The following is an 18,567-nucleotide window of genomic DNA, read 5'->3' on the forward strand; positions in this document are numbered from 1 at the left end:
AAGAAGCTAAAAGCCTTGGGTCTATGCGGAAGTTAAGCAGCAGCGCTCCCACCCAGGCTTCTCCTACTGCTGATGGTGGTACCTGCACCAGCATTCCCTGCGGGTCTATTCGCCAATCTTTGTGGATGAGATTTACTTTTCTCAGCAGCCCCCACAGGTACACTGTGGAATACACTCCATGTTGATACTCCAGCAATCAGTAAGAATCTAAGCAACATCACCACTCTCCCAAAACATCACTAAAGCACCTATCTCTAACTTGTACCACCAAGTCTGGCATTACCACCATAGACACAGTTGCTAGCCTCATCTTCCAACGCTACTTACCCTTGCCCAATGTGGCATTACCAATCTCACTGCTTGGCACCCAATGTGGCACCATCAACACAGTTGAGCTCTGCACTAACCTCCAGCACCCCATCTCCCAACTCTACTTGGTGCCACCAAGGCTGGCGCTAAGACTGGGCCTTACACTCAAAGTTCTTGGCACCACCTACTAACCTCAGGAACCTCATCTCCTAACTCCACTGGCACCCAATGTGGCACCGCCACCATCAACACACTTGAAGTTCTCTGCACTACCTACACCTGTATCATTCAGCCCAGCAGCGAACTTAGCCATGAGCTTACCAGCACCAAAGAATATGGCAGTAAATACAACCAACATAACAATGGCAGGCCATGCGAGTTTACCGAATATAGCCATGATACTAGAACCTAGTATTACTCCAGTCATGATGGGTAATCCAAGTTTCTGCACAAACCCTATAACATTACATATAACCTTAGTAGCTGTATCGTCAGCAGCAGGAGTATCAGCCGATGCAGGTACACCATGGAAGATACCCCATGCTAACACTCCAGCAATCAGTAAGAATCTAAGCAACATCACCACTCTCCCAAAACCTCTCAACCAGTTGTGGTCGCACCACCACCCTTACACTCAAACTTACTGGCATCACCAATCTCACTACCTAGCCCAGCAGCGAACTTAGCCATGAGCTTACCAGCACCAAAGAATATGGCAGTAAATACAACCAACATAACAATGGCAGGCCATGCGAGTCTGCCGAAGATGGCCATAATACTGGAACCCAATATCACTCCAGTCATGATAGGAAGCCCAAGCTTCTGCACGAAGACAATGACATTACATATGACCTTAGTAGCTGTATCATCAGCAGTAGCGGTACTGGCAGCATAAGTAGAACCTGCAGTGATGAATAACCATATCAAGGCTACCACTGCTGTAGCCAGATGTCTCGGTGCAACATCGCAACTACACAGTGTGGTATTGTCACCATAGACACAGTTGCACTTATTCTACACCCAGGCACCTACTAACTTCTACTTGGCACCCAGTTTCCTAGCTTTACTCAAAACTACTGACCATAGCAGCTGGCACCCCATTTCCAACTTGGTGGCACCAGGGCTGGCACTTCCCGACCACACCTGAAGTTTCCCGTATTGCCCAACTTCACTGGTACCCAATGTGGCACCATCCTGCAACATACTCGACCTTGGGCTCACTCAGGAACCTCATCTTCCAATCCTGTCCCCCACACCCTCACAGCCCTAGAGGGGAGCATTGGGTATAGCATTGGAGGAGCAAGGGTTGAAGTAGAAGTAGGGTATGAAAGGTTTGTCATCAAGGGAGGTAAGAAGTCTAATGAGGATACAGCTTCAGTATTCTTATTAGGAAAGGAGTTAGCATATGATACAGCAAGAGGTCAGGTAGACCGTCTTGCTAATGCTTTAGGTAAGATGACCAAGAGTGAAGCTAAGAAGTGGGGTACTGCAGTAGAGGGTGCTACTGGTGGTGATGCACTGAGTAGGAAAGTGTGTGGTACCGCTAACAGTGGCAGTGGCACCAACAAGTGTGGTACCGCCGATAGCCAGAGCACCAATGGCAAGCTCAGTACTGCATTCAATGCTGATGCAGATGCAACACTGCTCTCTGCTGCAGGTGACACCATCAGTACGTCAGGGATGGCGATTAGTGGAAACACAAGTAACTGCAAAGTCACAGTCGCAATAGTTACTGCGGTGTTCAGTAACTATTGGTGCACATAGTAACTTATGGGAAAGTGGAGTATATGGACTCGGGGAAATGAGGTGTGATGACTAATGTTGACCAACTTTGACGGTGGCTAGGGATTTAGGTGACTAATCTCTCTCCTCACGTAATGGCCTTGGTGGGTGTAAGCTAGGGAATTGGTGTGATGACTGATCCAAATATCCTCATCTCCCAACTCTACTTGCATCACCCAAACACCTATCTTCCTATCTCTAAATCTTCAGCCCACAGTTGCAGGTACCACCTGTAACCAGAACACCACAAGATTAGTGCAGTGTTTGGCTATGATGCAACACTGCTCTCTGTTGCAGGTGAAACCATTAGTACGTCAGGGATGGTGGTCATTGGTAGCGTACAGACTCTTTCATCTACATCCAAGTTATTTATATCCCTAGCCCATGCTCTAATTTTCTCAGCAGCGATTAGTTCTCTTACAGCATCAGTTACCTTACTTGAATCTAGACTGTTTAAATAATCAGTCCAACCCCTATTCTTAGTAGTCTCCATAGCATTAGCCAATGCAGCCTTGAGTGTAGTAGCAACTCCACGTTTCTCAGCTATCTCTGTAAGTTCCTCTAGTGCCTTGATCTTGGCTAGTTCTCTGTCCAGTTTTGCTATAGTGTCTTTCACTCCAGCTAGTTTCTCTTGCCCTTTCGACTTATCTGTCCCAAGCACTAGTGTTTCCCCCAGAGTTAGTAGTGCTCCAAAGAGTCCCTGAGCCTTTTTCTTCTCTACCAACTCTTTAACCAGCTCCCTTTTCTTACTCTCCAGCTTTTGTGCTTCCAGTTGTGCTATAGTGTCTTTCACCTCAGCTAATGTTCTCAACTGCTCTTCTGGTACTAGCTCATCTAACTGTCTTAGCTCCCTTAGCACACTTATCTCTTCTAGCATACTTGCTGCTTTCCTTATAGATTGCGGATTAGTCTCCTTACGTATTCTTTGCCGCTGTGTCAGTTCCTGTATCTCCTCCAGCTTTTGTGCTGCTAGCCGTACTAGTCTTCTATCTAGTCCCCTCATTCTCTCTGTGAGCTGAAGTCCCTCTTGAATCTCTAATCCTTCAATCTTCTGCTTCTCAGCTAATGCCTTGACTTCCTTAACCTCAGCTAATGTCCTCAACTGCTCTTCCAGTCCTAATGCCTTAAGTTCCCTTATCGCTGCTAGTTCTTTGCCTGCTTCCCCCTTAACTTTGTCCTCCACCTTCTCCAGCTCTGCCCCTGCACTGAACACTCCTTTCTCTTTTAATTTCTCTACTAGCTTCTCCAGCTCCTTCACCTCTTTTACCAGCTCCCCTAGCGATTTCTCCTCTGCACTGAACACTCCTTTCTCTTTTAATGTCTTTACTAACGCTAGCTTCTTCTCCTTCAGCTTTTCCCACTCGCTGCTCGTCTCCAACTCCTTGAGTTTCTGTATCTCCTCTAGCTTCCCTAGCTCTTTCAACTCCTCCAGCTTCTTCACCTCTAGCAGTCCCAAGTCACTCAGTTCCCTGAGTTTCTGTATCTCCTCTGCACTCTGCAACTTTCCTATCTCTTCAAGCTTCTTCCCCAACCATTCCAGCGCTTTTATCTTCTCTTCCTCTTGCTTCTCCAGCTTCTTCAGCTCTTCAGCATTTGCCTTCTCTACGTTCTTTATCCCCAGCTTCTCCAGCTCCTCCTTGAGCTTCTTCACCTCCTCCTCTAGCTTCTTCTCCCCCAGCTCCCTCAGCTTTTCCTTACTTCTCACTGCCTTAAGTCTCAACCTCTCCTTCATTTCCTGGAGTTCTTCAGTCTCTATGGCTTCTAGTCTCTCTAACCACTTGAGTTCTCCAAGTTCTGCTAACTTACTTACTTGCTTTGCTAGTTCATGTTGTAACTTCTCTAACTCTTCTGGTCTGCTCAACTCTTGTATAACTAGTCCATCATCAACTCCTGCCATCTCTCCAGCAAGTAATGTATCTCCATCAGGGATCTGTCTACTAAACATTGCCCTTACAGGACTTGCTATACCTTCACTATCTACTACTTCCCTCTTGAGTCTATGCACATCACTCATGGACATCCTACCCAGAGCACTGGATAGTAATTGACCCCTTGCTGTATCTAGTGCAAGTCCCTTACCGGACTTGCTGGAGAGATGGAAAGCAGCCTTTGCGTGACACTAACCATTTAGTGGTCTGCCAAGCGCGGCCAATACGGCCTCGTGCATCATCTCTGATAACGTAGGATGCGGGAATATCGTTGACAATAGGTCAAGGTCAGTAGCTTCTAGCTGTTTGCCTATCACATATCCGTTGATCATTTCGGTGACTTCTTCTCCCACCATGTGGGCACCAAGCAGCTCTCCAGATGCGGAGTCTATAATGACCTTAACAAAACCATCTATCGCTCCGGAGACTATAGCTTTTCCACTACAATTCGCATGTGAAACTCCCACCTTAACGTCAAGCCCCTGAGCCCTGGCCTGCTCTTCTGTGAGCCCGATACTGGCAACCTGCGGTATCGAATATATGCAACTGGGTATGTTATGTACCCCGAATGGATGGGGCTTGTCTTTCATGATGCCATCAGATGTAGCTATCCCCTCAACACACATAACTGCTTCATGACTCGCCTTGTGTGCCAAACATGGAGGGCCAGCTACGTCACCAATGGCGTACAAATTTGGTTCAGCCGTGCGGCAGCAATCGTCAGTCACGATAAACCCACGCTCGTCTAAAGTTGCCTTGGTGTTCTCCAAGCCCAGCCCGTGTGTGTTTGGGATGACGCCTATGGCCGCAATTGCATTGTCGTACTCTAAGGTGACAACTTTTTGTGTGCCGAGCTTGATCTGTGCCTGCATTACCGACCCTGCCTTCTTCAGCGAGTGTACAGACCCCCCAGTCAAAATTTCAACGCCCTGCAACTGCAGGATTTTCTGCATAAATTCTGAGACAGCTTTATCCTCTAGGGGCAGGATCCGATTTTGCATTTCCACTATGCTGACTTTGCTGCCCATATGACTGTAGAAACTTGCAAATTCAATTCCTATAGCCCCGCTTCCGATAATCAGCAAAGACTTCGGCAGAGCCTTGGGAAGCATTGCATCTCTGGCTGTCCACAGCATTTTTTCGTCCAAGCCGGGCACCGGCCTGGCGCTGGCCCCCGTAGCCAGTATTATGTGCTTTGCCGCAATAGTTGAAGACCCGCTCTTCTGTTTAATTGCTACTTTCCCGCCGCCCAATACTTGGGCAAAACCCTGACGTACCCTTATGCCGTGCTTTTTCATCAATCCAGCAACGCCATGTCCGAGCTTGCTCACTGCCTCTCTGGAGCGGGCTACCACCTTGGCAATATTCACGCTAACGTCGCCGCTGACTTCCATGCCGAAACTGTCTGCCTTGAGCAGCTTGCTGTATACCTCAGCAGATTTTAACAGTGACTTAGTGGGTATGCACCCCCAGTTTAAGCACACACCACCCAGGCTTTCTTCCTTCTCAATCACGGTTACGCTATAACCGAGTTGGGCGGCGCGTATAGCAGCAATATACCCGCCAGGGCCGCTGCCAACGACTATTAAGTCACAGCTTTCCATAAAAAATCTGCAAACACACATGAGATGGCGGAATGATATGCAAAACAACAGGTGCTAGCAACGGAATTTTATGTCTGTACGGGGTGCATTGCCCAGCGAATGGGGACCATGGATGGGGGTTGCCGTCAAAAGAGATTGATTTCTGATAGAAAAATTAATATTTTAATACTCCTGTTAAAATGTTAAGGATTATTTAAGATGTGGAAACCGGAGTTGGATAAGTTGGTTGCACTCCTCGGTGGAAATGGCAATACAGCACACGAAACTGATGTTGTGAAGAGTGCGCCACACCAGGAAGATACTAACGCGCCCACTGATGGCCAAGGCGGTCAGAAAGGGGGCAATAGACCGAAGATAAACGCTGAGCATGGGGAAAGAATACCTTCAAAATTACCAGAAGAGTGGCAAGCTGTTGGCAGCGATCTGCATAAGGCCAACCACGAGCTACAGCAAGATAGGCAACGGAACTTGGGCTTGTATGGCCATGTAGGACGGCATGAGCCAGTAATTTTGGAACGCGATATTGATGCTAAACCCGAACACGTACCAAGTGCGGAGGCAGACAGCTTGCACTTCCTGGGTAGCAAAAATGTGCGATTCTGGGGCGATGGCACCCGTGCTTTTGCTACGTATTACGTGAAATCTGCCAGTGGAGAGTGCGATCTACACTTTAGAGTTCTCGCCAATGATGGCATTGAGACTATCAAAGTGAATGACCGCCCAGTTTCCTCACAAGATTCCTCCAACTACCCACCAGCATTTGTGGCTTTCGATAAAGACGGAGCACACAAGGTAGTGTTCGCGACACTTGAACGTGGAACTTCTGATGGGCGCGCGGCCGCATACGCTGGGGAAGTGGCGGTCAAGGCGTACTCAGTCAATAGTTCAGGTGCGGTGAGTATTGAGGAAGAGAAGAGCATAAAGCTTAACACCGACGGAAAGCGCGCTGGCTTATATTCCCAGCCCCTGAGCGTTGCTAGAGATGACAAAGGTGATATCGTTATTGTCAGTAGAGCAAAGGATAGACGAGCAAACCCCTCGGACCAGGCGTACGTCATGTGGAGGCTCTCCAGCAAGGATTTCAGCCTGATTAAGCCTCGTAGCAGAACCGATGTTTCCAACAGACATTTGTTCAGCCGTGCTGGAGCTAATCCTAAAACAGGTACTCCTGAGCAACTCATTGTATGGGGTTCAAGAGCAGGCAAACTTGGCCTTACATACGTTGGTAGGTACGTACATAGGAAAGGCCAGCAGTACACAATGCTTTACAAAGCGCATTATGCGGACATTCCATACAGTTTAAGGAGTCAGACTGCAGAGTGCTCAACAGGCGCTCCCAGGTGTTACATAGGGGGACAGACAGTTGCTCTATCTGAGTCAGACGCTATTGGCCCAATTGACCACATAGAGTTGCAAGGCACACGGTACACCATATATGTGGATGAACAGGGAACGCCACAGCAAAGCCTCAGCATTGCAGCATATGATGGGAAGACGCGTAAAGTTTTTCGGCGAGTATTGAACTTTGATGCACAGCCTACCTCAATGAATGTAAAGCTTCTGGAAGATGGTAGCGTGGGGATAACTGTTGTTGATGAATCTAGTGTGGTGCGCATGTGCGAGCTTCGCTTGGACAAGCTAATGCTCGGTAGATGCGGATGCAGCGCATATGCAACTTCAGTAAATGCCAAAGATCTAGACATCCGTGAGTTTATCAATATTGCAAGCCAGGGGCTGCAGCTTGTACCCCGTATCAACGCGGTTAGCACAAGCACTAACACAGTTTCAGTTGTCGTCGGGAACCATGGTGAGCAGGAGGCGCTCTACTTGGATGTAACTGAATTTGCGTATCCAGTTAGATACTTGCAAGCATCGGGTCAGCAGCCAGAAGAAACCACTTCTGGGGAGGTATATGAGCTCACCACCCATGCGGAGGGTGCTTTAGGCACTACACCTGGAGAAGTTGCTGGATCCGCTTCTGATGTGGGGCTGGAATCCACAAAGCATGGTGATGCCAGCGTACAGCCGCATGTCACTACCGAAGCAGCAGAGCACACTACACCGGGCTCTACGCCCCGCACACACCAAACGGAACACCCTACCGATAGTACGCACACAACGCCCTACGAGGCTACTATAAGAACTTGGCCAGGTTCGAGTACTGAGTTTCCAGCTGTGATAACCCCCTACGTGGGTGGCGCACATGGTGCTATGGAGTATGTTCATAATGATGTAGGTCCGCGTACCCACCACAAGCGCAACCATGGCTCATCGTCATCGGTAAATTCTACCGAAGAGCAACGAGGAGTTACTACTTTGGGGCAAAACCGTAGCCATGTTGTGGTGGGCAACTTGCCTGCTGGTGGTGCTGCCCGGGTCATCGCTCCCCTTGGTGGCGACCATGCGCGGTTTGCCAGGTCTGCTGATAGCAGTACGGTGGGCTCAAGTGCGAGTTCTTCAACTAGTGATGCCATCAAATGGGGAGCTACAGCTGGCGGCATCGCTTTGCTGGTGGCGCTGGTTGTTGTAGTTGCAGTATTTGTGGCAAGATACAGAAGGGTGGTCAACTTTCGCAACAGGATTTATCGTCTAGACTGCGACGAAAGCCTAGACCTTTTTTATGAATCTGGGCCAAGATCCTCGTACGTTGTTGAAGGGGCGTCAGAACAGGTCTGCTTAACATCAACAGAACGCAGTGGCACCAATGCAAGTGCGCTTTAGCCTACGTTAACGTTTTTTAGCCTACACTACCGGCCGGGCAGGTCTAATCTGCCGCGGCTGCTTAGGGGTTTTTGTGTCCGGTCGGTAGGATGGGTTTTCTTGGATTGCGCCACGGAAGCAAAGTTGCCATTTTGGTTGGAGATAACGGTGCAGTCGTAGTACACACAGTTGACGGGGAGGTGCGCAGTAAACTCTTTGTCGAGAGCGTGGGAAGTAAAGAGTGGAGCGATGCAAAATTGTGCATTGTCTCTAACAAAAAGTCTCAAATCTATTTTGTTCTTGATCACTCGAACCAAACCTACACGAGGCACCCTATTCCAGCTACGAATGCATTCGTTGCCCGATCCATTGCAAGGAAAAAATCCAGCAACATAGTTAGCCAGAACAAGCTTAGTGCGGCGTTTTTGAATTCTAAATCTCCCAACAGTGACGGTAGTTGGGAATACGTGTTTGCTGAGAGCGTTATCCAAAGTGAGCTATTTAGTGGCCTGCTTGAACTCTCATCCGAACACGCCCCTGGCAACCTTAGGGGGATCATGCTTCTATCAACAGAACTGGCAAATATTGCAAGGGCAATGATGGTAAAAGGGGGGTTGCCCGGGAAGAAATGGATCGTGTTTCTTGTGTATACCAAGGCAGGGGATTTGCGCCAGGTTGTGCTCCGCAACGGGGAGCTATTTTCATCTGTTACCGTAGAGGTCTCGAAGGGTGAGCGTGAGTTACCAGATGTGATGTCCGGAAAAGTACACCAAGAGGCACAAAATGCCCTGCAGAGCATTACCGCCGCCGGGGAGACCTATGATATCTCCGATGTGGGAATATGCTTAGTAGTCTCGGGTGGTGTGAAATCCAGCCTACTAGCGCTCGATTTTAAGGGCGTGGATGTTAGCATACTCACGCCATATGAACTTGGGAAGTTGCTAGATATAAAAAATTGCGTAAGTGTGGGCAGCATATATTGTGATACGATTCTACTGTATTTTACTATCCACCACTCGGCTGGGTGCAGACCCCGGTTACATACGAAAGACACAATTGCCTGCAGTAGAGCGCGTCTACTACAAAAAGTTGGCATTATTCCCGCATGTGCAGCCATCTTAGTGGTTACTATCCTCAACGTACTATGGTCCGCAGAGGTTGTAAATTACGCAAAAAAGGAACCAGAGCTGCGGGCAACTGTCGAATCTTTGACTGGAGAGCTGTTGAAACTGCGTAGTGACAGGGAGTTTATCAAAGTGAATGAGATGTACGAGGCAGTGGATCTCTACCGTTCGCTATCTGGTGCCAGCCCCTGCCCCATAAGTAAAGCGATTGTACCAATCAGCAAATTGAGTGAGCGAAATTTTGATATCACCAGCTTCTCATGGTCAATTCTGGAAGATTCTAAAGTTGTGGTCAAACTGGGTGTGGCGATCAAATCTGGAAATAGTGAGGAAGTGGAACGTAAGCTTTCTGGGGAGCTTGCCGACTATAAAATCAGGGTGGTGCAGGCACCTAGTGGCGGGCAGGATTTTACCGTTTATTTGGAAAGGGCGTAATGGGAAATCTTATGCTGCGTAGATACTGTGTGTTGCAGGCAGTATTGCTTATAATTTTGGTTGTATTGTGTGCTACCTTGGGAAGTACGTACAACAGCATGGTAAAGTACAGGGCGGCGGAGAGTGCTCTTACGCGCAGTATTGCAAGCGTCAATGCTGAAATCCAAAATGTTCATGAACATGAAACCAAGCTGAACAATAGCTTTTCTATCTGGCGGGAAATGTCAGACACGCATGTTTATTCAAGGGATGATGAGCACGGCAGTGCGGGTTTGCAATCGATTATTCGAAGCCTGTGTAGAAAACATAAAGTGATCATCAAAGAACTCACTGTATCCAGTCCTCGGGATATGAGCGATGATTATAAAAAACAGTACACGAAGGTTGTCAGGCATGTGGTCCGCATGCAATTCGAAGCGTTGACTGACCGACACGCTGTTATGCTTGTACACGCGATAAAATACGATATCCCCGGTTTTATCGCTGTTAGATTGTTGAAGATGACTAAAGAAAGAGACATTACGCAAGAAGTTTTGGTATCAAGCAGCAGAAAAGTAATACTGCCGACAGTAAAAGGCGAGGTTATCCTCGACGTGTATGGCATATACGGTAAACACCTATGACTCGCACGACTAAGCGTATCTGGAAACCGATATCCATTCTCCTTGCCCTGTGCCTATGTGCTCCCACTGCCCTATTTGCAGAAGAGTGTGTAGGCTTGGTGCACGCCATGATGGGGTGTAACGCGTATAGGTGTGTTGCGCAATTCCATGGTGGGTCGATAATCTACGAAGTGCTTGGGATTAGTGACGGCAACTGCAGATATGCGGAAAGGGATAGTTCAGGGTTTGCACTATGCCGGGTTTCCAAGGATGACTTTCCAGCGATCTCTAACTATCTGATGCAACTCTTGACCAAGAGTAGCGACGTGGACATCCAGGCTGTTTCCCGCCTAAGAGCCACAACGTGTGACTTCTATAGGACCAAAGGCAATAGCTTTGTAAAAAGGGGCAAGGAATTAAGTGATGCTGACGTAAAAGACATCGAGCGCGCTATAGAACGCAAAATGCGCAAGGATGAAGTGGGAGAAATTCGCAGTATGTTTTTCACTGAGTCTGACCTAAGCAAGTTGGATGCGCACGAATCTGGGAAGTAATGTGGCGCTTACGCAAAGGTCCACTTCTTCCGAAGTGTAAATTATACGTCTGATTTGCTCCTAGGTGGCGCTGCATACAGACTGGGTGATGCATTATGGGTGCTGCCGCAATCTGATGCTAAAAGGGTTGCCGCGTGCGAATATGTTGGTGCAAGGAAGCGTTTAGTTATGTGCGTCTTGCCCATTGCGTAGACGTACTATGCCTGATACCCTGTAGACGCTGATGTGAGGGGGTTTTTGCTGGATATGAAAGTTACTATTCTCGGATGTGGGTATTCCATGGGTGTGCCGACTGTAGGGTGTGACTGCAGTGTCTGTAGTTCGGATTCAACGTTCAATAAAAGGACAAGGACTTCAGCGCTGATTGAAAAAGATAATGCGCGCATACTTGTGGATGCTTCTCCGGATTTGCGTACTCAGGCCTTGCGCCATAAACTGCACGTTTTAGACTCCGTGCTATTCACCCACTTCCATGCAGACCATTGCGCAGGTATTGCCGAGCTTCAGGCTTTTAACGTAAGGGGAGGCGCTAACTGCATGCCGGTATATGCCGACTATGGCACGCTATCCATGTTGCTTGCCAGTAGTTCGTACTTTTTCATTCCAGGTAAACCAGGCGCCCCCTGGAAGAAATGCCACTATTTAGTTGCGCACCCCGTCCGCTATCATACAGAATTTTTTGTAGGGGGGTGCAAGGTAGTTGCGTTTAGGCAGATACATGGAGAGGTCAATAGCAGCGGATTTCTGTTTGATGATAGCGTTGCCTATTGTACAGATGTGAAATCCTTTCCGCAGAGTTCGTGGGATATACTGCGCGATAAGCGCTTGCTAATTTTAGGGTGTCTTAGGTATCAGGAGGTTGCGGCCCACGCGCATGTGGACCTGTGTATAGAGTGGATAAAAGAGCTTAACCCCGAAACCGCTGTGCTCACCCATATGAGCCACGATATTGACTATCACCAACTGGTGGATTACGTGAAGGAAAAGCTACCGGGTAGGAATGTCCTCGTCGCCTATGATGGCTTGGAACTGAACGTATAGTGCTGCTGACCTAATAACAACACAATCTCCTGGCCTCCTGTAAACTATGTGGGAGTTTTTCCAGGTTGTACTGAGGGTCTGATGCAATGCCGAAGATCCTCTTCGGGGGGGATATTTTGTCCTCAATGCCGCGTATCAAGCCTGTCAGTATTGCATTTATAGCTGGTTCGTAGTCACAATCTGCACCTGGTACCCTATGCTCTATTCGTGTATTTTCGGGGGCCAGGGATGTATCAGGTAGCCTGATTGCGGTACTCCTATTATTCCCGCCCCAACTAACCGTGGTTGGGGTGTTATTGTCAGCGTGAGTATACCGCAGATAAGACTGACTATATGGTGCAAAAAAGATCATATGCTGTCTCATGTGCGCACATAACCCACCTATGGAGTAAAGTAATGTATCACTCATTTTCGCACTGCGCTTGGAAAACAAATTATTGGAGTGCTGGTCTACTAGGTTGATGTGTACATGAAATGCGCTGCCCGGTTTCTCGATGTATGGCTTTGCTGCAAAGTCTAAATTGCCACCAAAAGACTCAGCGGTGCGCTGCAGGGTTTTTTTCACGGAAAACAGATTGGCTAGCAGATCTTGAACATCGGGACCATAGCTCGTTTGTAATTCATATTGGGATTTGTGAGTTTCTTTGGCTACGTCCCAATTTAGTGGTCTAACATCTTCCAAAAACGCAGCGAAAAGTTCCTCCTCGAGCGCCTCATCTTCCATACCTTTGACATAGAACTCCAGCTCAACACCAATCAGCGGACACACGGCAAGTTCATTTCGTAAGTGTAGCAGTGTGTGGTCAAGCGTTCTTGGAAGGTTCATCAGTCCTTCTAGTGATGTAAGCAGCGACGAGGTTTAGTACCCAAGTTATGACAAATAACGTCAGAGCCAAGGCGTACGCGGAAGACGTATGCACGCTCTGAAAGTTCTGATCTCCTGTGAGTATTGTTGCAATTTGTACAGTGAGCGTTGTAACCGAATGCAAGGGATTGAATGTAAAATTGGCAGTGACGCCCGCAGCCATTAGCACAATCATAGTCTCACCAATCACTCTGGAAATTGCCAATATCACTGAGCTGCAAATATCTGGCAGGGCGTAAGGTATTACTATATTCCATGTGGTCTCCGCCCGCGTCGCTCCCAGCGCCATGGAGCCGTATCTCAGTATTTTGGGCACTGACCTCAGAGCGTTTTCAGTGAGTAGGGTTACGAAAGGGAGAATCATTATACCTATGGTCAGTCCGGCAGTAAGGGAATTTTCGGACTGTGCGTTAAGGCCACAAAACTCGGCAAAGCTACGTATATTCGGAGACAGAAACACTACTGCAAAATATCCGTATACTACCGTTGGTATTCCACATAATACTTCCAGCAAGGTATTAAAAGTGCGGCGCACTCTCTTGTCCGAATACTCGCTCACGTAAATTGCGGATAGCAGGCTGAGGGGGAGCGCCACTGTTATTGCTACTATAACTATCAGCAACGTACCGCTCAGCAGAGGAAGTATACCAAAAGAGCCTGCCAGCTTTCCGTTTATCACCTGTGAGTCCGGGTTCCACGTGGTTCCGAGCAAAAAGTCTGCCAGTGGGACTTCCGTAAAGAATAGCTTAGACTTAAACGCCAAACATACTGCTATGCAAATTACCGTGGCGAAGGAAAGGAAGGTGGATAAAAACATGGCGCACCGCAACATGGCAAACTTTTTATCCAAGTGTACCACTGCTGAGGAGGCAAGCAGCGCAATGTATAGGGCAATAATCACCGTAACTGCTGCTTGGCTTTGTGCGTACAACAGGCCACCAGAGAGCAGCGCTAGCACCGCGCCTACTGGAAGAAATGCGGCGTACCCTCCCCTGAAAGATAGCAACTTCCACAGGTAATACCCAACGGGCATGACGGAGAGAAGCGCAACCAAACGTAGCGTCATTACGATGCTAATTCCTGTTAGTAAACTCGTGCCTAGTATGCTAATACTTATGTCCGGATTTGTACATCACTTTAAGTCTCGTGCATGAATAGTGGTTCACTAAGTAGTATCAGAAAAAAGTTCCTGGAATTTTTTGTGAGGAATGGACACAAGCTTTATGCATCTGCCCCGCTGGTCGCCATGGGTGACGCCTCACTACTCTTTACCAGTGCTGGCATGGTGCCATTTAAACAGGCATTCACATCTGGCGGCAGTGTTGACGGCGCAAAAACTGCGGTTTCCAGCCAGAAGTGCCTGAGAGCTGGTGGTAAGCACAACGATCTTGAGAATGTCGGGTACACAAACCGGCATCACACGTTTTTTGAAATGTTGGGCAATTTTAGCTTCGGTGATTACTTCAAAGAGCGTGCCATAGAGTTGGCATGGTGTTTTGTCACCAAAGAAATGTGCCTAAGTAAGGACAGACTGTGGATCACAGTGTATAGCGAGGATCAAGAGGCGTTTGATATATGGAAAAAGATTACTGGATTTCCAGATGATAGGATAATAAAAATCTCCACCAGTGATAACTTCTGGAGTATGGGTGACACCGGCCCTTGCGGGCCATGCTCTGAGATTTTCTACGACTATGGTGAGCACGTACAGGGTGGCCCTCCCGGCTCTAAGGACGCTGATGGGCCCAGGTTTACTGAGGTATGGAATCTTGTATTTATGCAGTTTTGCCGTGATGAGCGCGGTGAGCTTAACCCGTTGCCTCGCAAATGTATAGACACTGGCATGGGGCTAGAAAGAGCCGCAGCGGTGGTGCAGGGCGTTTGTGACAACTACGATACTGATCTGTTCAAGGCAATTATTCGGAAATCGCAGGATGTTTTTGGTTCCCCAAATAACTCGATTGCGCACAGGGTGATAGCTGACCATATAAGAGCCGCGGCGTTTTTGATTGCTGAAGGGCTGTCACCAGGGAATGAGGGTAGGAACTACGTTCTGCGGCGCATAATAAGAAGAGCTGTAAGATATGCATATCAACTGGACCCTAGCAATGTTGCCGTACATGAGGTATTGCCTGCGCTTACCAAAGAGAACAGCGCTGGGTACATGGGTGATGCGTATCCGGAATTGGTCAGGTGTGAACAGTCAATAACGTCTGCGCTGAGGTCTGAAGGGGAGGGTTTTGTGGATACCTTGCGAAGGGGTATGGCCTTGCTAGAGAAAGAAATAGGCGGCCTGTTGCCGGGTCAGGTGTTGCTTGGAGATATTGCGTTCAAGCTGTATGACACATTTGGATTCCCTCTCGACATAACTCTGGATGTTGCCAAAGAAAGGGGCCTGAAATTTGATCAGGAAGGCTTTGATAAAGGTATGGGAGAGCAGAAGGAGAGGTCTCGCAAGCACTGGGTAGGGTCTGGCGAAGATGCTTCCCACGGGTTGTGGGAAAAGTTGCAGGCGCAACACAAGAATACGCGCTTTGTGGGATATGATTGTTGCTCTACCAAAGCCTCTGTTTTATCAATAATGCGTGATGGAATGGTTGTGCAGTCAGTCAATTCCGGCGAGAAGGCATGTCTATTGCTGGATGTGTCGCCATTTTATGCTGAATCAGGGGGGCAGGAGGGCGACAAAGGCTCGATTACAAGTGTTTCTGGTGTTACAAATTCTGGTAGTGCGAACGTTGCTGAGGTTACATACACGAGAAAGGCCTCCAATTTGCACATTCATGAGTGTACCATTACCAGTGGGGTGTTCAATGTTGGTGACACAGTTGATGCAGCCATAGATGTAGATAGAAGAGAGCGGCTTAAGGCCAACCACTCGGCCACTCACATATTACACAGCGTACTCAGGACTTACATAGATGGGAACATTCAGCAGAAAGGTTCTCTGGTTGCCGAGGACAAACTTAGGTTTGATTTTAGCTACGCGTCTGCGCTCACCAAAGAGCAGATTGTGTTGGTTGAAAGGGAAGTAAACCGCAGGATAATGTCTAATAAGCCGGTCCTCACCGATCACTGCAGTTTTGAGGCAGCGGTGCAGGGTGGGGCGATTGCCCTTTTTGGGGAAAAATATTCTGAGCACAGCGTAAGGGTGGTCAGTATGGGTGACTCTAAAGAGTTATGTGGTGGGACCCACGTTAGATATACTGGTGACATAGGCGCCTTTAAAATAGTATCGGAATCTGGTATTGCATTGGGGGTACGCAGGATTGAAGCAATCACCGGACAGTCTGTGGTTGATGGCCTCAGGAAAAATGGAGACACATTGCTGCATATTTCAGGGCGTCTTGGGGTGCCTGTGGGCGAAGTCTCCGAGGGGTTAGAGAGGTTATTAAAAGAAAAGCTCGAGCTCAAAAAAAAGCTAGTTGGCGCCTGGCACGAGATTATCAGAAGCGCTATCAACCCCGTGAGCTGCGGTGCAGGAGTTGTGCTGCACTGCGGCTATTTCCCCACGATTCCAGTAGACGCGATAATGGAATTCATGAAGAGCGCGAGGAAAGCCGAGAGTGGAATTTTTGCCATAGCTACAGCCGCGGATGGCAAGGCTGTCCTCATTATTGGGGTTGGTGACACTGCCAGCAAGGTACTTGGTGCGTCGGATCTGGTCAAAGCTTTGGCGGATTTGCAAGGTAAGGGTGGAGGTAATACCGGTCTTGCCAGGGTTAGCCTAGAGGTTAGTAGTGTGCAAGAAGCGCTGTCTACCATACTGAGTAAGGTAATGGCGGCATTCCCGACCTGATGTCACATCTCATGCCAGCACTGGCCTTGAAAAGTGCAGCAAAAAGCTCAATGAGGCATCTCTCAAGTGGGGTAATGCGGTTGATGAGATCAAAGGACTTCAAACTGCCATCAACCGTGGTGGTACTCCAACTCCCAGCACTGAGCCATGGGCTCCTGATGGTGTAGGTAGCAATACCTTCTACGGTAAACTAGACAGTATAGCGCATAAGATTGCAGAAGCAGCTAAGAGCACCTGGGAAGGCCTGGGCATGACTGGTGTATTCATAGGTCATGTGGCTAAGCTAACTGGTACAGTCTCCCTATGCGCAGCATTCATGCTAGGAGCTGTGGCAGGATTCCCTGTTACAACTCTGATGCTTACGATGGATGTGGATGGTAAAGCATCAGAGTTATGCGAGAAGTTTGAGAAGTTTATCAAAGACAACATAGAGCAGTCGGCCAGAGACATCATGGCCTCAGAGTTTGTATCATCAGTATCTGGCAAACTCACAACATGTGCTGCAGCTATCAAGCACGCCTTCGCACCAGTTGATGCATTGCTTGATGGCCTAAGTACCCAAGGTCTGGAGACTGACCAAGCCATCGTAACCGCCTTCAAAGCAGTTGGTGATGCCATAACCCATTGTGGGGTATTAGCAGTCTCCATCATGAAGCAAGGCCTCACCAAGGATACCCTTGACATGGTGCTCAAGAGCACGGAAGCCGTGTATAGTGGCATAAAGGATGCTGTCCAAAAACTTGTTGAGCAGGCTAAGACGGATCATGGAGCCGCAAGTGATGAATACCTAAAGCACGAAAGGGTAGGTGAAGGTGTACTCAAAGCATGTGAAGATGCTTACAACGCATTGAAGGAAGCTGTAACCAAAGCAGAGAATACACTAAAGGCAGCAGCTGCATTACCTGGCCAAGCATATGATGCCATCAAACAAGCAGCTGAGACACGTGCGCAAGAAAGGGCAGACCAGGCACAAGTTCAACAACAAATCAGTGAAGCATATGCCATGGCCATGGGTGGTGATGTCAAGGCTGAACGTACCCAACAAGTAAACAAGGCGATTGATGAAGCTACTCAAATATTTGCCAAGCTTAGAGATGCAGGTGCTATATCCCAAGAAGAGATGAATCAGTATGTGCAGTCCTTTGCACAACAAGAACCTGCTAAGTCAGCTAGGGACCTCGTAGACTCAGTAGTTAGTGGCATATCTTCCGTAGCAAGTCGCCTAGCACATGGTGTAGTAACCATAGGTCAAGCTATTGGTGAACAAGTCAGCCAAAATGTGAAAGACCTGTTGTCCTCAACAGCTGCAGACTACAAAGCTGTAGATGAGGCCATGAGCAAGGCAGCAAATGATAACAACATTACTGCAGAGACACTAATAGGTGCTACAGTAAAAGCCTGCTCAACTGAACAGGCACAGCAAACCAAAGGTGCAGCAGGTATCGATCAAAATACCCTCCAGGAGGCACAGCAAACCAAAGGTGCAGCAGGTATCGATCAAAATACCCTACAGGAGGCAGCTGAAGGCCTTGCTAGTGCTGTGAATGAGGTTGGACAGATATCCTCCCTCAATCAAGCAGAAACCCAGATTGCTCAAGGACAACAACAGCAGTCTAAATCCCCTGTCACAATACCACTGATGATAGGGTAAGAACTAGCCCGAAAGCTATCAGATAGGTCCATACTGAGTAAGGTAATGGCGGCATTCCCGACCTGATGTCACATCTTATGCAGTAAACATGCCGGCACTGGCCTTGAAAGATGCAGCAAGAAGCTCAATTAAGCATCCCAGAAGTGAGGTGATGCGGTTGATGTGATCAATGG

14 protein-coding genes and 1 pseudogene are annotated in these 18,567 nt (G+C 48.2%); 8 read left to right on the forward strand and 7 right to left on the reverse strand.

Features of this window, described 5'->3' with window-relative positions; genetic code table 11:
- Positions 1-32: 32 nt before the first annotated feature.
- The 3 genes from AOV_RS00590 to AOV_RS00600 form a co-directional block, all read right to left on the reverse strand.
- Complete coding sequence (locus AOV_RS00590; RefSeq protein ID WP_075138717.1) at positions 33-218, reverse strand: hypothetical protein; 186 nt, start codon at positions 216-218, stop codon at positions 33-35.
- Positions 219-511: 293 nt separating this feature from the next.
- A complete protein-coding gene (locus tag AOV_RS00595) occupies positions 512-895 on the reverse strand; it encodes a TrbC/VirB2 family protein (RefSeq protein ID WP_075139431.1) in 384 nt (127 codons plus the stop codon).
- A 14-nt stretch (positions 896-909) separates the two neighbouring features.
- Positions 910-1,287: a TrbC/VirB2 family protein gene (locus AOV_RS00600; protein WP_410518149.1), complete on the reverse strand. Its 378-nt coding sequence runs from the start codon at positions 1,285-1,287 to the stop codon at positions 910-912.
- 180 nt (positions 1,288-1,467) lie between these two features.
- On the opposite strand from AOV_RS00600, the gene AOV_RS00605 reads away from it, so the two are divergent.
- Positions 1,468-2,073, forward strand: coding sequence for a P44/Msp2 family outer membrane protein (locus AOV_RS00605; RefSeq protein ID WP_275542900.1), 606 nt, complete (start codon positions 1,468-1,470; stop codon positions 2,071-2,073).
- Between the two features lie 286 nt (positions 2,074-2,359).
- Here the strand turns inward: AOV_RS00605 and AOV_RS00610 are convergent, their stop codons facing one another.
- On the reverse strand, positions 2,360-4,111 hold the full coding sequence (locus AOV_RS00610; RefSeq protein WP_117374377.1) for a hypothetical protein: 1,752 nt from the start codon (positions 4,109-4,111) through the stop codon (positions 2,360-2,362).
- A 99-nt stretch (positions 4,112-4,210) separates the two neighbouring features.
- Entirely contained in the window at positions 4,211-5,623 is a 1,413-nt protein-coding gene (gene lpdA / locus AOV_RS00615; RefSeq protein WP_075139433.1) for a dihydrolipoyl dehydrogenase, read from the reverse strand.
- A gap of 198 nt (positions 5,624-5,821) precedes the next feature.
- On the opposite strand from lpdA, the gene AOV_RS00620 reads away from it, so the two are divergent.
- The 5 genes from AOV_RS00620 to AOV_RS00640 all read left to right on the forward strand — a co-directional run bounded on the left by AOV_RS00620 (position 5,822) and on the right by AOV_RS00640 (position 12,079).
- Positions 5,822-8,344 carry a hypothetical protein gene (locus AOV_RS00620; RefSeq protein ID WP_075138721.1) on the forward strand — a complete coding sequence of 841 codons (2,523 nt, stop codon included), beginning with the start codon at positions 5,822-5,824 and terminating at the stop codon, positions 8,342-8,344.
- A gap of 71 nt (positions 8,345-8,415) precedes the next feature.
- Positions 8,416-9,882 (forward strand): hypothetical protein, encoded by a 1,467-nt coding sequence (locus tag AOV_RS00625; protein WP_233497177.1) that lies wholly within the window; start codon positions 8,416-8,418, stop codon positions 9,880-9,882.
- 11 nt (positions 9,883-9,893) lie between these two features.
- Entirely contained in the window at positions 9,894-10,505 is a 612-nt protein-coding gene (locus tag AOV_RS00630; RefSeq protein ID WP_233497178.1) for a hypothetical protein, read from the forward strand.
- A gap of 107 nt (positions 10,506-10,612) precedes the next feature.
- A complete protein-coding gene (locus tag AOV_RS00635) occupies positions 10,613-11,038 on the forward strand; it encodes a hypothetical protein (protein WP_233497179.1) in 426 nt (141 codons plus the stop codon).
- Positions 11,039-11,284: 246 nt separating this feature from the next.
- Positions 11,285-12,079 carry an MBL fold metallo-hydrolase gene (locus AOV_RS00640; RefSeq protein ID WP_075138725.1) on the forward strand — a complete coding sequence of 265 codons (795 nt, stop codon included), beginning with the start codon at positions 11,285-11,287 and terminating at the stop codon, positions 12,077-12,079.
- Between the two features lie 10 nt (positions 12,080-12,089).
- On the opposite strand, the gene AOV_RS00645 is transcribed toward AOV_RS00640, so the two are convergent.
- A complete protein-coding gene (locus AOV_RS00645) occupies positions 12,090-12,905 on the reverse strand; it encodes a type I glutamate--ammonia ligase (RefSeq protein WP_075138726.1) in 816 nt (271 codons plus the stop codon).
- Positions 12,883-14,010: a phosphate ABC transporter permease subunit PstC gene (gene pstC / locus AOV_RS00650; RefSeq protein WP_075138727.1), complete on the reverse strand. Its 1,128-nt coding sequence runs from the start codon at positions 14,008-14,010 to the stop codon at positions 12,883-12,885. Before pstC ends, AOV_RS00645 begins: the two co-directional genes overlap by 23 nt.
- An 84-nt stretch (positions 14,011-14,094) precedes the next feature.
- Here pstC and alaS point away from each other — a divergent pair, with 84 nt between their 5' ends.
- Together alaS and AOV_RS05550 are read left to right on the forward strand one after the other, a co-directional pair.
- Complete coding sequence (gene alaS / locus AOV_RS00655; protein ID WP_075138728.1) at positions 14,095-16,743, forward strand: alanine--tRNA ligase; 2,649 nt, start codon at positions 14,095-14,097, stop codon at positions 16,741-16,743.
- Positions 16,744-16,762: 19 nt separating this feature from the next.
- Positions 16,763-18,394, forward strand: a pseudogene (locus tag AOV_RS05550) (hypothetical protein); the annotation flags it as partial.
- Between the last annotated feature and the right edge of the window lie 173 nt (positions 18,395-18,567).

Origin of the sequence: Anaplasma ovis str. Haibei, from assembly GCF_002214625.1 — a bacterium.
GTDB classification, from domain to species: Bacteria; Pseudomonadota; Alphaproteobacteria; order Rickettsiales; family Anaplasmataceae; genus Anaplasma; species Anaplasma ovis.

Excerpts from the sequence above, each read along its gene's own strand:
- AOV_RS00590 (WP_075138717.1), bottom strand. The coding sequence starts at position 218 with ATGTTGCTTAGATTCTTACTGATTGCTGGAGTATCAACATGGAGTGTA.
- AOV_RS00610 (WP_117374377.1), bottom strand. The coding sequence starts at position 4,111 with ATGTCCATGAGTGATGTGCATAGACTCAAGAGGGAAGTAGTAGATAGT.
- lpdA (WP_075139433.1), bottom strand. The coding sequence starts at position 5,623 with ATGGAAAGCTGTGACTTAATAGTCGTTGGCAGCGGCCCTGGCGGGTAT.
- AOV_RS00620 (WP_075138721.1), top strand. The coding sequence starts at position 5,822 with ATGTGGAAACCGGAGTTGGATAAGTTGGTTGCACTCCTCGGTGGAAAT.
- AOV_RS00630 (WP_233497178.1), top strand. The coding sequence starts at position 9,894 with ATGCTGCGTAGATACTGTGTGTTGCAGGCAGTATTGCTTATAATTTTG.
- AOV_RS00635 (WP_233497179.1), top strand. The coding sequence starts at position 10,613 with ATGATGGGGTGTAACGCGTATAGGTGTGTTGCGCAATTCCATGGTGGG.
- AOV_RS00640 (WP_075138725.1), top strand. The coding sequence starts at position 11,285 with ATGAAAGTTACTATTCTCGGATGTGGGTATTCCATGGGTGTGCCGACT.
- AOV_RS00645 (WP_075138726.1), bottom strand. The coding sequence starts at position 12,905 with ATGAACCTTCCAAGAACGCTTGACCACACACTGCTACACTTACGAAAT.
- pstC (WP_075138727.1), bottom strand. The coding sequence starts at position 14,010 with ATGACGCTACGTTTGGTTGCGCTTCTCTCCGTCATGCCCGTTGGGTAT.
- alaS (WP_075138728.1), top strand. The coding sequence starts at position 14,095 with ATGAATAGTGGTTCACTAAGTAGTATCAGAAAAAAGTTCCTGGAATTT.